The sequence below is a fragment of the Shimazuella kribbensis DSM 45090 genome (assembly GCF_000428065.1).
GTDB classification, from domain to species: Bacteria; Bacillota; Bacilli; order Thermoactinomycetales; family Thermoactinomycetaceae; genus Shimazuella; species Shimazuella kribbensis.
On record NZ_ATZF01000010.1, the window covers coordinates 56,226 to 72,294 of the forward strand.

A 16,069-nucleotide genomic window follows, 5' to 3' on the forward strand; every position below is an offset into this window, starting at 1 on the left:
ACCATTATTGTCTCAATTTTGCCTCGAATGTCTCCACCAGATACTCTACCACTCTGTCATGTGCCTTCTGAACTTCTTTATCTTTTAATGTGCGATCATCTGAGCGATATACGAGATTAAAGGCAATACTTTTCTTTCCGGCCTCTACTTGCTCACCTGTAAATACATCAAATAAAGTCACTGATTTGAGTAATTCTCCAGCAACCGCTCGAATCCCTGCTTCGATTTGACTAACTGGAACGGATTCATCAATTAAAAGAGCCAAATCACGGGTAATTCCTGGATAACGAGGAATAGCTTGATAAGTTAACTGATCTGTAGATGTCAGCAATAAGTTTTCCAAATCAAACTGACAAACAACCGTATCATCCAAATCATATTTCTGACTCAGCACAGGGTGCAACTGCCCTAATACTCCAATCACTTGGTTATCATGCTTGATAATCGCAGTACGACCAGGATGAAATCCTTCCATCGAGATAACTTCATATTCCAAACCTGTTATCCGAAGACGTTCTAGCAAAGTAGTCAGAACTCCTTTGGCAGTAAAGAAATCTCCGCCTTTTTGTGCAGCAGTTTCCCAGTTTGCAGGATGGTAATTCCCCGTCATCAAAAATGCAAGTTGGAAACGCTCCTCTGGTAGGGTATGTTGGTTATCATCGCTTGCTAAGTATACTTTAGCCAATTCATAGATGGACACGTCAGAGACACCATGATTTCGGTTACGTGCAGCGACTTGTACCAATTGAGGCAACAGGTTGGTCCGCAAAATTGCATGTTCGTTGCTCATCGGCATGGCGATCGGAATAGGCATATAGGGAACCGTTAAAGGATACGCAATTTCTTGTTCCAAAGCATCGGAAGTAAGACTATACGTGATAACTTCATTCAACCCAAGGTCCCGCAAGGTATGACGAATAGCTTGGCGTTTTTGTTGAATCCATGTTCTTCCTCCAGCTTGCTGTTGTCCCCAAGGAAGAGAGGTGGGAATACGATCATATCCATAAAGACGAGCAACCTCTTCAATCAAATCGACTTCCAAATTGATATCAGGTCTGCGTACTGGGACTGTTATTTGATATACACCTTCTTCAACAAATACCGGAAATTGGAGGCGTTCGAATATAGACAATACCTCTTCTTGCTCAATGGGTACTCCCATTACTGTAGTAAGACGATCATGGCGAAGATTTACTTGAACTTCTTCTACTTCTCCGAAACCCGCTACTGCCATCTCTGATGCCACTTCACCATACGCAAACTCGTATAACAACTGTACTGCACGTGCCAATGCAGGTTGTACACGCTCTGGATTTACTCCTCGTTCGAAACGATGATTCGCTTCCGAGCGAAGACCCAACTTGCGTGATGTTCTACGTACCATTTGCGGATCAAAATAAGCAGATTCTAATAATATGGTAGTGGTAGCATGTGTTACTTCACTTGACTCACCGCCCATAATTCCAGCAAGTGCTAATGGTTCCTGTCCATTGGTAATAAATACTGTTTCCTCGTCAACCGTGCGGGTAACACCATCTAACGTAATGATTTGTTCTCCTTCTACTGCACGCCGTACAACGATTTGACCTCCACCAACTTGTTCATAATCATAAGCATGAAGTGGTTGCCCGGTTTCAATCATCACGTAATTGGTAATATCCACGATATTATTGATAGGACGAATACCTGCTGTGATCAATCTATTTTGCATCCACTGAGGAGATGGTCCAATACGTAAATTTTGAATCACTTGTGCAGCATAAACAGGACAATCCTCTTCATTTTGTATGGAAATAGATACAGGCGCGATCTGTTCTGGGGACTCCTCTACTTCTACTTCAGGCAAAGTAAGATCACGATTGAAAATAGCTGATATTTCATAGGCGACTCCAAACATACTCAAACAATCCGAGCGATTTGGTGTTAGTTGTAATTCAATCGCCTGATCATTCATCCCTAAATATTGTTTGATATCTTGACCAATGCGAGCATCTTTACCAAGTACTAAAATTCCATCTTGTTGTTCTTTCATCAAAACTTTATCCGGCAATCCTAGTTCTTTGGCAGAACATATCATGCCATGTGATTCTACTCCACGAAGTTTTGTTCGTTTAATCTTTATATCTCCTGGAAGGGTTGCACCTTCTAATGCAACTGGAACCAACTGACCAGCAGCTACATTTTTTGCTCCACAAACAATTTGCAATGGAGCAGGATGACCAACATGTACAGAACATACATTTAAACGATCTGCCTCTGGATGCGGGGTACAATTGATTACTTTCCCAACTACAACACGGGAAACACCAGCATCACGTGTATAAATAACTTCCACTTCTATTCCTGTACGATTCAACTCTTCTGCTATGTCTTCAGGTGAAATCCCTTTAATATCCACATATTCAGATAACCATTCATAAGAAACTAACATATTTACCCTCCTTTCTCTTATACCGATTTAAATTGTTTGATAAAACGTAAATCATTTTGATAAAAATGACGAATATCGTCTATGTCATATTTTAAAATCGCGATTCGTTCGGCACCAATCCCGAAAGCAAATCCCGTATATTTCTCAGCATCATATCCAGCTTTTTCAAGTACGCTTGGATGCACCATACCAGCACCCAAAATCTCAATCCATCCTTTTTCAGGATGAAAAATATCTACTTCTACACTTGGCTCGGTAAATGGGAAATAACTAGGTCGCAGTCGAACCTCTGTCTCTTCCCCAAATAATTTATGGATAAGGTGGAGAAGCACGCCATGTAATTCGCTCATCGAAACCCCACTATCAACAACTAATCCTTCAATTTGGGTGAATTGATGAGAGTGAGTAGCATCATCGTCATCTCGACGGTAAACTTTCCCTGGACTGATCACACGTACAGGAACTTCTCCCTTTTTATCAATCATCGATCGAACTTGTACTGCTGATGTATGTGTTCGAAGCAAGGTTTCTGGTGAGATATAGAAAGAATCTTGCATATCCCGAGCAGGGTGATTTTTTGGTAAATTTAACATCTCGAAATTAAAATAATCTGTTTCCACTTCTGGTCCCTCTGCAATATGAAAACCCATCCCGATAAAGATATCCTCTACCTCTTCAATAACAGCATTAATCGGGTGAAGTGATCCAATAGAAATAGACTTCCCAGGCAAGGTGACATCCACATTTTCATTCGCTAATTTTTCAGCCATCTTAGCGGATTCGAGCTTTGCTTCTGTTTCTTCGATCAATGTACTTAATGTTGATCTCACATCGTTTGCTAATGCACCGATTACAGGACGCTCTTCTGCTGATAAGCTGCCCATTCCTCGTAATACACTCGTAATTTCACCTTTTTTTCCAAGGTATTTCACTTTTACTTCCCTTAGCGATTCAAGATTGGGTGCATCTACAATTTCTTGGGATGCCTCTCCTTGTAACGCTAATAATCGATCTCGCATCGCACACTCCCCTTAAAAAGAAAAATCTCCCATCCCTAAGGGACGAGAGTTCGGTACCACCCTTGTTGAGGAGATAAAATCTCCCCCACTTTCTGCTGATAACGGACAGCATTTTGCCGGTCCCCCCTACTCTGGTATTCAAGGGGCAGCTCAAGAGTGAATAACACAAGTAGCGCCATAGAAAAGTTCGCAGTCTAGACTTTTCTTCCCTGGAATGGATACATTGTGTTCTGTCTCTGTCATAGCCAAATATATAGATGAATAAAGATCGCAACCATTATATCGGATAGAAAACAAAGTTGCAATTACTTAGAACGATATAAATGAAATCTTTTAGCAAAGTAGTGTAGATCTAAAACTATTTCGTTCAACTAATTATTTTTCGGATTTCATTTGCTGCCGCATACATTCATACAAGAGCATACCTGTAGTAATGGATACATTATAAGACTCTGTCGCACCAAACATAGGAATCATAACTGCTTGATCCATCATCTGTAAAACGGCATCATTGATTCCTTTTCCTTCATTACCAAGTACAATAGCTACTCTGTCAGGAAACTTATAATCAAAAGAATACACACCTTGATGCGGGGAGGTTCCTACTACTTTTATTTCTGCTTCTTTTAATTTTGGAATCCATTCCAATAAATCCGCCTCGACGATAGGCAAACGGAACACAGCACCCATAGTTGAACGGATAACCTTGCTATTGAATAAATCCACCGTTCCTCTTCCAAGAACCACAAGATCAACCCCAGCAGCCGAAGCCGTTCGAAGAATAGTACCTAGGTTTCCTGGGTCTTGAATCTCATCTAATACAACAATCCTTTTACTTTTCTCTACTTGTTGTTCTAAATCCCACTGAGGTATTTGTACTTCCGCAATAACACCTTGTGATTGTTCTGTTTCTGTCAACTGCGAAAATAAAGTGGACGGAAGTTGGTAAATCGGTACCCTATCTTCCAAAAAAGACAAAAGATGATCTGCACTTTGTTTTCCTTCTTCTACAATAACGGCTTCCATAACTGTTTCTGTTTTGATAGCTTCCTGAAGGAGATGAACTCCTTCTACAAGGTAAGTGCCTTGATTTTTCCGACCTTTTTTCGCAAGTAATTTTTTCCAACGTTTAACTTGTAGATTTTGGGGAGAAGTTATGAAATAGTACATGAAAATTTTCCTTTGGTCACATAGGAAATCTATGAGGTGATTGTAAATGAATTTTAACATACGTGGGGCGGTTATCCATAATATTCAACAGATGGACAACAGCGAACTCACAGGTTTAATTGAAGATTCTATTAGTCAAGGTGAAGAAAAACTCCTGCCGGGATTAGGCGTTTTATTTGAAGTGATTTGGAAAAACAGTGATCCGAATGAACAACAAAATATGATCGATATTCTTCACGAAAAAATACAAAAATAACAAAAGGCCACATTTTGTGGCCTTTTTTATGAAAGTTACTCTCCACTACCTCGTTAATTTATCAATGGTCCGTCGATCCAAGCGAGTAGTCAATGCAACTAGCCAATGGACCAATTGATCCACATCACGCTGGTCAATCACAGATGTATGGCTATGAATATAACGTGAAGGAACACCTAGTGTCAAAGTTGGTACTCCATGATGAAAAGTATGAATATGACTTGCATCTGTACCTCCACGTTGGACCACTTCATACTGATATGGAATTCCTTCTTCATCAGCGACATCCCTTGCTAATCGCAGCAAAGGTTGATGGGCAATATGACCGGCATCATAAATAGCTAAAACTGGACCTTTTCCGAGATGTAGAGCTGTTGGAGTATATCCTATTTTAGGCGTGTCCGTAGCAATTCCTACATCAATAGCAAAAGCGACATCGGGTTTCACTACTGCGGTAGCTGTTTTTGCCCCTCTTCTCCCTACTTCCTCCATTACGGTTCCCACTGCAAAAACTTGATTGGGATGTCTCACCCCTTGAGATAACCGATAAAGGACTTCTGTCACAACAGCGCAACCAATGCGATTGTCCATTGCTTTACCAACCACACGATGGGGGTTGCTCATTTGGGTATAAGGAGAATAAGGAGTGACAAAATCACCAGGTCTAATCCCTAATTCTTCTGCCTCTTTTTGAGATTCCACACCCAAATCGATAAACAAATCGTCCATATTAACGCCCTTTTTTCTTTCTTCCATCGGCATGAGATGTGGTGGTTTAGAACCAATGATCCCTAAATATTTCCCTTTTCTTGTGTGCACCTCTACACGCTGAGCTGGTAAAACTTGGCTCCACCAGCCACCTAGTGTCTGAAATCGGAGATAACCATCTTCTGTTATTCTGGTTACCATGAAACCGATTTCATCTAGATGAGCTGCTATCATAACTTTTGGTCCAGATAATCCTTTTCGTGCAATAAAACTTCCTAATCTATCCGTAGTAATATCATCTGACCATGGTTTTGCCCATTTCTCCATAACTTCTCTAACAGCTTTTTCATTCCCAGAAGGACCTGCAACATCAATCAACTCTTGCAGCATGGTGGCAAATGAATGCCGTGTCGTTGTTGTCTGCAACATAAAACACCACTTACCCTTTCTCTCTTTTTTTAATTTTCATCAAAATGCTTAAAACATAAGATTTATTAAGAACCAATGAGGATTATTGTAACTTAATATCCAACTATTATCCTACAAAAGATTAACCTGGTCAAAATATTTCCAAAATAAAAAATCCTCCAAAAGGAGGATTTAAAAGAATCCGCAACCGCCACCAAACCCGCCACCGCCGAATCCACCAAATCCCAAGCTAAACCAGCCAAAGATAAGTGCTAATACGACAATGATGACAATAATGGCGATAAGGATACCGATACCACTACCTAAAAACCCAAATGATCCACATCCACTCATGCCATAGTCCTCCTTTTGTAGTCTTTCTCTATATCACTACACTATGTACAAAAGGAGAATCCGGATTGGATATTCACACACCGCAAAAACCTATTTTGCAGATTTTTGGGTAAAAACTAAAGTAATACTGATTAAAAGGAAGGCTGCACCGGCCAACATAGGAATCGTAATAAAGCCAAACAAATTCAGTGAATCTGCTGTACATGGCACACCCGCTTTACAAGAAGCTTCAGAAGCTAAGTGAGGGAAAATTTGAATGAAAATATGATACAACGATATAGCCAACCCGATCAAAGCCAAAGGCAAAGCATAAATAGATATTTTTTTATCCTGGCGGTATGTTGCTATCCCTAGCAATATGATCAATGGATACATCAAAATACGTTGATACCAGCATAAAACACAAGGTACAAAACCTAAAACCTCACTAAAATAAAGACTTCCTCCTGTAGCTATGAGGGAGACAATCCAAGCAAAATAAAGTCCAAATCGATCGATTAGTGATTTCATTTTGTTTGCAACTCTTTTTCAATAGCAGCTTTGATATCTGCATAGGATAGTCCATTTTCTATATACTTGCCATTAACCAAAATAGCAGGTACACCACCAATTCCAGTGTTGTTGAATTTTACATTATCGTCTTGCGCTTGTTTTTGAAATGTCTTCTTTGTTAAATCATCTGATACTTTTTTGGCATCTACTTCAGGTATATTTTTTTTGATCAGATCAACAAGAAAAGCTGGTGTAGCCCACTCGACTGCTTCATTTCCTTGATTTTGATAAACGACATCATAGTACTTCCAAAAAGCTTGAGGATTTTGTTTAAACACTGCTTCACCAGCTTCACCAGCAGTCAAAGAATCTGGGCCAATAACTTGTGAATTTGTAAAGTAAAACGCTACTTTCCCTGTATCAATAAAATCTTTCTTCAGCTGTGGAAAAACGGTTTCATCGAATTGCTTACAAACAGGACATTTAAAATCTCCAAACTCCATGATTTTAACAGGTGCATTTTCTTTCCCAAGGAATGGTTGTCCTTTATAATCAATTGGATATACTTTATCTGTAGCTTCTTGTTTTGTTCCTGTAAATTGATTGATTACACTATATAGTCCAAGTGCTAGTACAAGGATAAGTATCGTACCGACTACAATCCCTTGCATATCCCGAGACTTTTTTTGATTAGCCACCAACGTCACCTCTACTTTATTATGTACTCCAGATGAGCAAATCCACTTAACATTTTGTCCCAAATTCGCTCACTATGTATTGTCTTTCTGTGTCTTTTATGAGAACACAATAGACATTACAACCATGAGTAGGGAGCACTACAATATAGCGAAACTATGCCATTAATTGAAGTACTTTTGCTCGCTTGGGATTTTATGTATCATTTTTTGCTCAAATCGAGTTATGTATAAAGAAAATAATATCAAGGATAGAGAAAAATTTCACCTTCTATTGTGTTTGGAAAATAATTGGTACAATCTAGTTTGGTTTTGCTTACTTGCTAAGCATAAAGGGCAGTGTGTTACAATGGGTTAGAAAATGAAAGAATAAAATTACATAAACAAAAAAGTTACAGAACGAGGAGGATATACAAGTGAAATATCGTTCCATGAAAAATGTAGATAAAAAAGTTTCCGAAGTAGGCTTTGGTGTCTGGTCCGTTGCTACGCCATGGTGGGGTGTAAAAGATGAGACATTAGCAAAAAAATTACTCAGAGTAGCTTATGAAGATTATGGCATTACTTTTTTTGATACTGCTGACGTCTATGGTCAAGGCAAAGGGGAGACTTTGCTTGCTGAAGCATTAGAAGGTTTAATGGATAAAATAGTCATTGCTACTAAATTTGGGTATGACATTTTTGCCAAACGTGGTGATCGTCACGGTGGACATAGCGAACTTCCTCAGTACTGGGACAAAGAAGCTATCCGCAATTCATGTGAAGCTAGTTTGAAACGTTTAAAAATCGAAACCATTGATGTCTACCAATTGCATAATGCACGTATGGAGGCCATCATCAGTGATGAAGTAATGGAGACATTGGAACGATTGAAAGAAGAAGGAAAAATTCGCAGCTATGGTGTCGCATTAGGCCCTGATATCGGTTGGAGAGACGAAGGACTTGCGACTATCCAAAAACAAAAAATGGATATGGCACAAATCATTAATAACCTCATTGAACAAGATCCAGCAAGAGAATTGATTAAGGCTGCTGAGGAAGCTGGTACATCTCTTATCGCACGGGTCCCTCATGCTTCTGGTCTATTAGACGGTTCCTATGATCCTGACAAACACTTTGATAAATCAGATCACCGAAACCATAGACCAGTGAAATGGATGCAATCTGGTGTACAAGCAGTTCGTGATTGGAGTTTCCTCTATAAAGGTACCGATCGCACGATCGGACAAGCTGCTATTCTCTATTCACTAGCAAGTGCTGCTATCAAATCCGTATTGCCTAATATTACAAGCGAAGCAAATTTGAAAGAGTTTGCCGAAGCTAGTGAAAAAACACCTTTTACAGCAGAAGAATTAGCGAAAGTAGAAGAACTCTGGTTGAATGGTCAACAAGAAGCACTCAAACAACCTTTCTCCAACAGCAAATCAAAACCTACACCAGTAGCAATAAAACAATAAGTTTTGAGTGACAAAAAAGAAATCTAGTTGCTGTTATATTAATCTCGCAAAAAGAGGAATTCATGATTCCTCTTTTTTTTGTATAAAATTTGGATAAATGAACTAGTTCCAACTCTCTCTTTTGTCATAAAATAGAAGATATCGAACGGAATCAGCAGTAGTCTTCGATATTTCTTTCCAGAGTAGACTAGGGAATTGCAAAGCCGATTTACGTGCCCATAAAAGATTAGTTGCTTCTTATGCGCTTCCTAGTCTCGCTTTGCACCTCAGACTAGGGAACAAGTCTCGCTACGTCGTCGCTATGCTCCTAGTCTCGCTTTGCACCTCAGATTAGGGCACAAGTCTCGCTTCGTCGCTATTCTCCTAGTCTCGCTTTGCAGTTAAGATAAATTTTTGCTCTACCATAAAATGTATACGCATTTTTTTGTAAAACGGGAGAAACTGAAATTAATACTCAAAGAACGGGGGTATCCGTCCTCCCATGCGATATGTCATCGATACCAATGTATTGTTGAACAGTATAGAGAAATTGGATCATCTACAAATAATCATTCCATCTATGGTTTTGAGAGAGTTAGAGAAACACAAACTATCACAAAACCAAACCTTGGCCTTTCAAGCACGTGTGGCAACTCGTTACATTGAGCAACATCTTAATCAAATCCATATCGATGTGAAAGATTATACCGTTACGCTTGGAAGTGACTTTGATCCACATTATGCAGATAACAAAATTTTGCAATGCTGTATCGACAATCAACATGGATTGATCACACACGACTTGCTACTCAAGCAAAAGGCAAGAGGTTTTCAAATTCCCTTACTGGAAATTGATCTACAGAATGAGCGTTATGAGGGTTATGTGGAAAGTGATGTAGAGAACGCCAGATATGCAGCACTCTGCCACAACTTGGATATCAACCATTTTCAACTCCTGCCTAACCAATATTTGGTCATTAAGGATGGAGACAGTTACGCGGATCTATTAAAATGGACAGGGGAAAGCCATGTCTATGTACGTCCACGGGGATTTGACACGACGTATTTCGGAAAATTTTCTCCAAAAGATGCGTATCAACGATGCGCTTTAGACAGTCTCAAAAACAATACCATTACCATGATCAAAGGAAAAGCCGGCTCCGGAAAATCATTAATCTCTTTAAGTTACGCTATGCGCGAAATAGAAAAGGGGAAATTTGACAGGTTGATCTGCTTTGTAAACCCAATGGCTTCTCGAAATAGTGCAAAGTTAGGTTTTTACCCAGGGACACGAGACGAAAAAATTATGGACTCCGCTATTGGGTCGATGTTATGCAGTAAATTTGGAGATAAGATGATCGTTGAAGAACTACTCAAAGGCAAAGATAAAGAACCACCCAAACTTCTTCTCTTACCTTTCAGTGATATTCGTGGATTTGATACAACAGGACTTCGAGCCATTGTCTATATCATTGAAGCACAAAACCTCGATGTTGACTTGATGAAACTTGCAGTACAAAGAATTGGGGAAGACTCCAAACTCATCATCGATGGAGATTTTGATGCCCAAGTAGATCACAGTAGCTATGAAGGGTCAAACAACGGAATGCGTCGACTATCCGAAGTTTTCCGAGGAGAAGCATACTATGGAGAAGTAGAGTTGCCTAATATTTATCGAAGTGAGATTGCCAAAAAGGCCGACTTGATGTAGTGTTATTTTCCCCAGTCCAAAGAAAACCTGCCCTTTTTTTATAAGGCAGGTTTTTATCTATGTGTGTATTCATATATTCAGGGTCCCGGGGTGGAACCACACGCTTGTTGCGTGGGCTCCACCCCAGGATAAATTAGGTGTCTAGGTTCAGACTACCCGAACCACCCGCCGCCGATCTCGGGGAGCTTGATCCCCTCGACGGGGTTGGGGATGATGTTCAGCCCTTCGAGGGCCTGAGTGACATCACCGAACGGACTCACCTCGCTGGCGTCCGCGACGACTCCGTCGACGGCACCGCTGGCGTCCGCGACGACTCCGTCGACGGTACCGCTGGCGTCCGCGACGACTCCGTCGATGCCATTCAGTTCGAAATTCATCGAGTGTCCTTCCTCTCATTTTCATGAGAGATTCTATGTGTGTATGGGACTCCTTTATTATATTCGATTCGAATAGTCTCTGTAAATATTTCTATTCAAATAATTTTATATCATCTTAAAATGATATAAAATTCGACTCCTTGTAAAACCAGCTTTCATACTCTCAAAAAACTTTCTTGAGATTCCGCATGATTGAGTTCCTATTACAAACTTAGTATCTATCTTTGAATGATGGATACTAAAGAAAGTGATAAAATACAAACAACACAAAAAAGGAAAGCTTAAACGCTTTCCTTTTTTTCTTCCAATCTCTTTATATCTTTTTTATTTTTTCTATTTTGATAGGATTGTACCGCTTTTTTGGCTAACCAACTTATGGCTACAACAGCCGTCTCAGCAATCATCGCTTTACGCTCTACTGGTAGTTTTTTAAACATCGTTACCAAGTTATTTTTATTATTCATATGTTATCCCACCTCTACAGGTTTTCTCCAAATGAATAAATCGTAAATGGATCCGTTAATCATTTACCTATTAACTACAAAAGGCATGGATCAGTAAAAAATATCCTTGTTCCATTATAACATACTTAAGAAACAGCTTCATTTGCAGAACAATATAATACAGTATCCATACTAGAGATGCTAAAATAATCTCCAATCAAAGGATAGAATGACACTTATCCATCCATTCATGCTCTCATCTCGTCCTTCCATATACCTCTCTAAACTTATCTATTTTCTTTTAATTCATTTTATTATTATTCTTTTTAATCTTTCTTTTCTTTGGTATAATAATAGAAGATCATTTCCTTATTCAAAGGAGGTGTTTGGAATGCGCTATTGCAACGAGCCAGATTGCAACCACTAAAATTTACTTGTTGATATAGGTATATACCCATTTTCATATACAGAAACCTAACCATATCAGGTTAGGTTTCTTCGTTATTTTAATAATACCCGTTTTAACAAATACAATTAGTGATTGGCCCAATGCATTTCTACATCAGGCCAAGACTGAGGATATCAGTCCTTTTGCTGTGGAGGCTTTACACGAGGTCGATCTGTATTAGAACCTGTGACGTTTTTCGCAGGAACCTCTTGCCCCAAAATCCGGTGTGTCGGTCTTTCATTCGGTTCTGGCAGCTCATCCTGCGGATCTGTTTGAGTCATCTCTTCCTCCATGAACAAACGTACCCAATGTACGCTACCACTAAGTATATCTTATGTATCATTGTAAGGTGAACTTTTAATCTTATGATTTGATTTTACTTATTGAACTAACAAACAACCAACCTTAGCCAAGGTTGGTTGTTAAATCAGATCAAGCTAGCTACTTTTTCTGCAAACTCCATCGTAGTTAGCGTTTTTTCATCTTCAGTTTTGGTATCTTGTGTCCGATAACCCATCTGTAATACTTTTTCAACTGCTTTTTCCACATCGGAAGCTGCTTCTTCGTCTTGGAAGGAATGACGGAGCATCATGGCCATGGATAAAATCATTGCAGTTGGATTAGCGATACCAAGACCAGCAATATCCGGTGCAGAGCCATGGACAGGTTCATAAAATCCAACCAATCCCTCTCCTAAACTAGCAGAAGGCAACATACCAATCGAACCTGTTAAAATGGCTGCCTCATCACTCAAAATATCCCCAAACATATTTTCCGTCACGATGACATCAAAAGCAGTAGGGCGGCGAACCAGTTGCATTGCACAATTATCTACTAGCATGTGCTCGACGGTAACTTCTGGATAATCGCTTTTTACTCGATCCACAACCGTTCTCCATAGACGAGAACTTTCTAAAACATTTGCTTTATCAACAGAAGTCAGCTGTTTTTTGCGATTTTGTGCCATTTGAAAGGCCAATCGTACGATTCTTTCAATTTCATGTTCATGGTACAGTAACAAGTCAGATGCATATTCATATCCATTGCTATCTTTTGCTCTTTGTTTTTCACCAAAATAGATTCCGCCTGTTAACTCTCTTACGACTACAAAATCTACACCCTCAATGATTTCGGCTTTTAACGAAGAACTTTCTTCTAAGCCAGGAAAGAGGACAATAGGACGTAAGTTAGAATAAAGACCTAACTCCTTACGCAATCCTAGTAGTGCTTGTTCTGGACGTAAATGTGTAGGATGATTATCCCATTTTGGTCCACCTACAGCTCCAAACAAAATGGCATCTGCTTTTTTTGCTTTTTCTAACGTTTCCTCTGGCAAAGGAACTCCTACCGTATCTGTAGCGATCCCACCAGCGAGTGCATGTTCAAAAGTAAAATGATAGTTATACTTTTTTTGCACTACACGAAGAACAAACAACGCTGCATCCATTACTTCTGTACCAACACCGTCACCTGGAATCACAACAATTTCTTTATTCTTAGCCAACGATTACACCCCTCTCCGAAAGAGCAGATGCAGTCTCCAAAACACCTTCTGGTTCTCGATCCGCTTTTTTGGCGATAAGTCGATTAACTGCATCGATATATGCTCGTGCACTGGCTTCCAGTATATCGGTACTTACACCACGACCACGAACAATTATATTCCCTTGTTTTAACTGAACAGACACTTCCCCTTGTGCATCTTTTCCATGCGTAACCGAATGAATGCGATAGTCTGCCAATTCCACTTCTTCGCCTGTAATACGATCTACCGTTTTAAAGATGGCATCCACTGATCCATTTCCACAAGCAGCTTCTTCCCTGACTTCGCCAGTTACTTCTTTCATTCGCAAAGTGGCTGTTGGCACTGCGTGACTTCCATAGGATAAATGAAAAGAAAGTAAGCTGAAATATTCAGGTCTTTCCCCAATTTTTTCTTCGATAAGAGCAATAATATCTTCATCCAAAATTTCTTTTTTTCGATCTGCTAAGTTTTTAAATCGCTCAAACAAATGATTGATTTGTTCTTCATTTTGAGGATACCCTAGTTGGATCAATTTATCTTTAAAAGCATGTCTACCAGAATGTTTGCCTAATACCAAACGACTTTCTTCTAAGCCGACCGTTTCGGGCGTCATGATTTCATAGGTTTCTGGATGTTTCAACATACCATCTTGATGGATACCTGATTCATGTGCAAATGCATTTGCACCAACTATCGCTTTATTTCCAGGAACCACCATACCTGTTAGTTTACTTACTAAGCGACTCGTACGACTTATTTCTTGATGGTTCAAGGTCGTCTGCGCTTGATAGTGTGAAGCTCTCGTTTTTAATGCCATCGCAACTTCTTCAATCGCAGCATTTCCAGCACGTTCTCCAATTCCATTAATCGTACCTTCAATTTGACCTGCTCCACCCTCAATAGCACCCAAACTGTTTGCTACTGCCATACCTAAATCATCATGACAATGGGCACTAAGAATAATTCCTTCCGTCTCAGGTACTCGCTCTCGAACAGTGCGAAAGATATTACCATATTCGATAGGCGAAAGATAACCCACCGTATCGGGGATATTTACAATGTTCGCACCAGCAGCGATCACTTTTCTGGTCATTTCTGTTAGAAAATCGATCTCTGTTCTTCCACCATCTTCAAAAGAAAACTCAATCATAGAGAAATATCGTTTTGCATGACGAATAGCCGATAGGGCCTGTTCCATCACCTGCTCTTTGCTCATCTTTAGCTTAAACTCTCGATGAATGGGAGAAGTAGCAATAAACAAATGAATAGCAGGGGAAGTTGCTTCTCGCAAAACTTCCCATGAATGTTCGATATCTCTTTCCACGCAACGTGCAAGACTCAAAACAGTCGCATCTTTTACTGCTTTGCCTACTGCGGTAATTGCTTGCCGATCTCCAGGTGAAGAAGCAGCGAATCCTGCTTCGATAAGATTGACACCAAGTCGCTCCAGTTGGAGGGCGATTTCCACCTTCTCTCCTTTGGTAAGCGTTACACCGGGGGACTGTTCCCCATCACGCAATGTGGTATCAAAAATTTGAATCGTTCGCATATTCGTTGCTTCCTCCTTTTCCCTTAAGATTAGTTATTGGAACTGACAGGTTCTTTGTTCACCCAAACCATCATCTGACGCAGTTTGCTTCCTACCTGTTCGATAGAATGCTCTTTTTCACTAGCAGCTATCTTGTTGAACGCTGGACGGCCATTTTGATTTTCTGCAATCCAGTTGTTTGCAAATGTTCCATCTTGAATTTCTTTTAGGATTTGTTCCATTGCTTGACGTGAAGGAGCACCTACCACTCGTTTTCCACTCACATAGTCTCCATACTCAGCAGTATCACTGATAGAATGGCGCATTCCGCTCAATCCTTTTTCGTACATTAGATCTACGATCAACTTTAGCTCATGCAAACACTCGAAGTATGCGATCTCTGGTTGATAACCTGCATCAACCAATGTTTCAAAACCATTTTTCACGAGTTCCGTTACCCCGCCACATAAAACAGCTTGCTCTCCAAATAGATCTGTCTCTGTCTCTTCTTTAAAAGTAGTTTCAATTACTCCTGCACGTGTGCTGCCAATTCCTTTGCTATAAGCAAGGGCAATATCTTTTGCTTGTCCGCTAGCATCTTGATGAACTGCGATCAAACCTGGAACGCCAAATCCTTCTTGATAAACACGACGTACCAAATGTCCTGGAGATTTAGGTGCTACTAAGATTACATCTACATCAGAAGGTGCAACAATCTGTCCGAAATGAATGTTAAATCCATGGGAAAACATCAAAACATTTCCAGCCTCTAAATTTTCTTTGATTTGTGTTTCATATACCTGTTTTTGGTGCTCATCTGGAAGCAAGATTTGAATAACATCTGCTTGTTTTGCTGCTTGGTCAACGGTATACACTTGGAATCCATCATTTTCAGCTTGTTCCCAAGACTTCCCTGGGCGAAGACCGATTACTACTTTTACACCACTATCACGCAAGTTTTGCGCTTGGGCATGTCCTTGACTTCCGTATCCAACTACTGCTACCGTTTTTCCATTGAATAGATGAAGATTTGCATCGCCTTCGTAATACATTTTGCTCATGATTGAT

Annotated in this window: 16 protein-coding genes; 3 read left to right on the forward strand and 13 right to left on the reverse strand. The window is 39.9% G+C overall.

Features of this window, described 5'->3' with window-relative positions; genetic code table 11:
• Positions 1-4: 4 nt before the first annotated feature.
• The 3 genes from pheT to A3GQ_RS0113175 all read right to left on the reverse strand — a co-directional run bounded on the left by pheT (position 5) and on the right by A3GQ_RS0113175 (position 4,620).
• Positions 5-2,431, reverse strand: coding sequence for a phenylalanine--tRNA ligase subunit beta (gene pheT / locus A3GQ_RS0113165; protein ID WP_028777437.1), 2,427 nt, complete (start codon positions 2,429-2,431; stop codon positions 5-7).
• Between the two features lie 17 nt (positions 2,432-2,448).
• Positions 2,449-3,450, reverse strand: coding sequence for a phenylalanine--tRNA ligase subunit alpha (gene pheS / locus A3GQ_RS0113170; RefSeq protein WP_028777438.1), 1,002 nt, complete (start codon positions 3,448-3,450; stop codon positions 2,449-2,451).
• A 375-nt stretch (positions 3,451-3,825) separates the two neighbouring features.
• Positions 3,826-4,620 carry a TrmH family RNA methyltransferase gene (locus tag A3GQ_RS0113175; protein ID WP_028777439.1) on the reverse strand — a complete coding sequence of 265 codons (795 nt, stop codon included), beginning with the start codon at positions 4,618-4,620 and terminating at the stop codon, positions 3,826-3,828.
• Positions 4,621-4,666: 46 nt separating this feature from the next.
• Between A3GQ_RS0113175 and sspI the strand changes: the two genes are divergently transcribed.
• Complete coding sequence (gene sspI / locus A3GQ_RS0113180; protein ID WP_028777440.1) at positions 4,667-4,876, forward strand: small acid-soluble spore protein SspI; 210 nt, start codon at positions 4,667-4,669, stop codon at positions 4,874-4,876.
• 45 nt (positions 4,877-4,921) lie between these two features.
• Here sspI and A3GQ_RS0113185 read toward each other — a convergent pair whose 3' ends face one another.
• From A3GQ_RS0113185 to A3GQ_RS0113200, 4 genes are all read right to left on the reverse strand, one after another.
• Positions 4,922-6,013 (reverse strand): M42 family metallopeptidase, encoded by a 1,092-nt coding sequence (locus tag A3GQ_RS0113185; RefSeq protein WP_051271770.1) that lies wholly within the window; start codon positions 6,011-6,013, stop codon positions 4,922-4,924.
• Between the two features lie 171 nt (positions 6,014-6,184).
• Positions 6,185-6,346 (reverse strand): sporulation protein YjcZ, encoded by a 162-nt coding sequence (locus A3GQ_RS27110; RefSeq protein ID WP_156877713.1) that lies wholly within the window; start codon positions 6,344-6,346, stop codon positions 6,185-6,187.
• Positions 6,347-6,436: 90 nt separating this feature from the next.
• Positions 6,437-6,856, reverse strand: coding sequence for a disulfide oxidoreductase (locus A3GQ_RS0113195; protein WP_028777442.1), 420 nt, complete (start codon positions 6,854-6,856; stop codon positions 6,437-6,439).
• The gene (locus A3GQ_RS0113200) at positions 6,853-7,536 is read right to left on the reverse strand and encodes a DsbA family protein (protein WP_028777443.1); all 684 of its coding nucleotides are present in this window, start codon (positions 7,534-7,536) and stop codon (positions 6,853-6,855) included. Before A3GQ_RS0113200 ends, A3GQ_RS0113195 begins: the two co-directional genes overlap by 4 nt.
• Positions 7,537-7,949: 413 nt before the next feature.
• Here A3GQ_RS0113200 and A3GQ_RS0113205 point away from each other — a divergent pair, with 413 nt between their 5' ends.
• Positions 7,950-8,990 (forward strand): aldo/keto reductase, encoded by a 1,041-nt coding sequence (locus A3GQ_RS0113205; RefSeq protein WP_028777444.1) that lies wholly within the window; start codon positions 7,950-7,952, stop codon positions 8,988-8,990.
• A gap of 481 nt (positions 8,991-9,471) precedes the next feature.
• Positions 9,472-10,680: a PhoH family protein gene (locus tag A3GQ_RS25735; protein ID WP_051271773.1), complete on the forward strand. Its 1,209-nt coding sequence runs from the start codon at positions 9,472-9,474 to the stop codon at positions 10,678-10,680.
• A 152-nt stretch (positions 10,681-10,832) separates the two neighbouring features.
• On the opposite strand, the gene A3GQ_RS25740 is transcribed toward A3GQ_RS25735, so the two are convergent.
• From A3GQ_RS25740 to ilvC, 6 genes are all read right to left on the reverse strand, one after another.
• Positions 10,833-11,057 carry a hypothetical protein gene (locus A3GQ_RS25740; RefSeq protein ID WP_028777445.1) on the reverse strand — a complete coding sequence of 75 codons (225 nt, stop codon included), beginning with the start codon at positions 11,055-11,057 and terminating at the stop codon, positions 10,833-10,835.
• A gap of 281 nt (positions 11,058-11,338) precedes the next feature.
• Positions 11,339-11,521, reverse strand: coding sequence for a hypothetical protein (locus A3GQ_RS0113220; RefSeq protein WP_028777446.1), 183 nt, complete (start codon positions 11,519-11,521; stop codon positions 11,339-11,341).
• Between the two features lie 561 nt (positions 11,522-12,082).
• On the reverse strand, positions 12,083-12,229 hold the full coding sequence (locus tag A3GQ_RS27115; RefSeq protein ID WP_156877715.1) for a hypothetical protein: 147 nt from the start codon (positions 12,227-12,229) through the stop codon (positions 12,083-12,085).
• A gap of 146 nt (positions 12,230-12,375) precedes the next feature.
• A complete protein-coding gene (gene leuB, locus A3GQ_RS0113230; protein WP_028777447.1) occupies positions 12,376-13,452 on the reverse strand; it encodes a 3-isopropylmalate dehydrogenase in 1,077 nt (358 codons plus the stop codon).
• Positions 13,445-15,022: a 2-isopropylmalate synthase gene (locus tag A3GQ_RS0113235; protein WP_028777448.1), complete on the reverse strand. Its 1,578-nt coding sequence runs from the start codon at positions 15,020-15,022 to the stop codon at positions 13,445-13,447. Before A3GQ_RS0113235 ends, leuB begins: the two co-directional genes overlap by 8 nt.
• 29 nt (positions 15,023-15,051) lie before the next feature.
• On the reverse strand, positions 15,052-16,062 hold the full coding sequence (gene ilvC, locus A3GQ_RS0113240; RefSeq protein ID WP_028777449.1) for a ketol-acid reductoisomerase: 1,011 nt from the start codon (positions 16,060-16,062) through the stop codon (positions 15,052-15,054).
• Positions 16,063-16,069 lie beyond the last annotated feature (7 nt).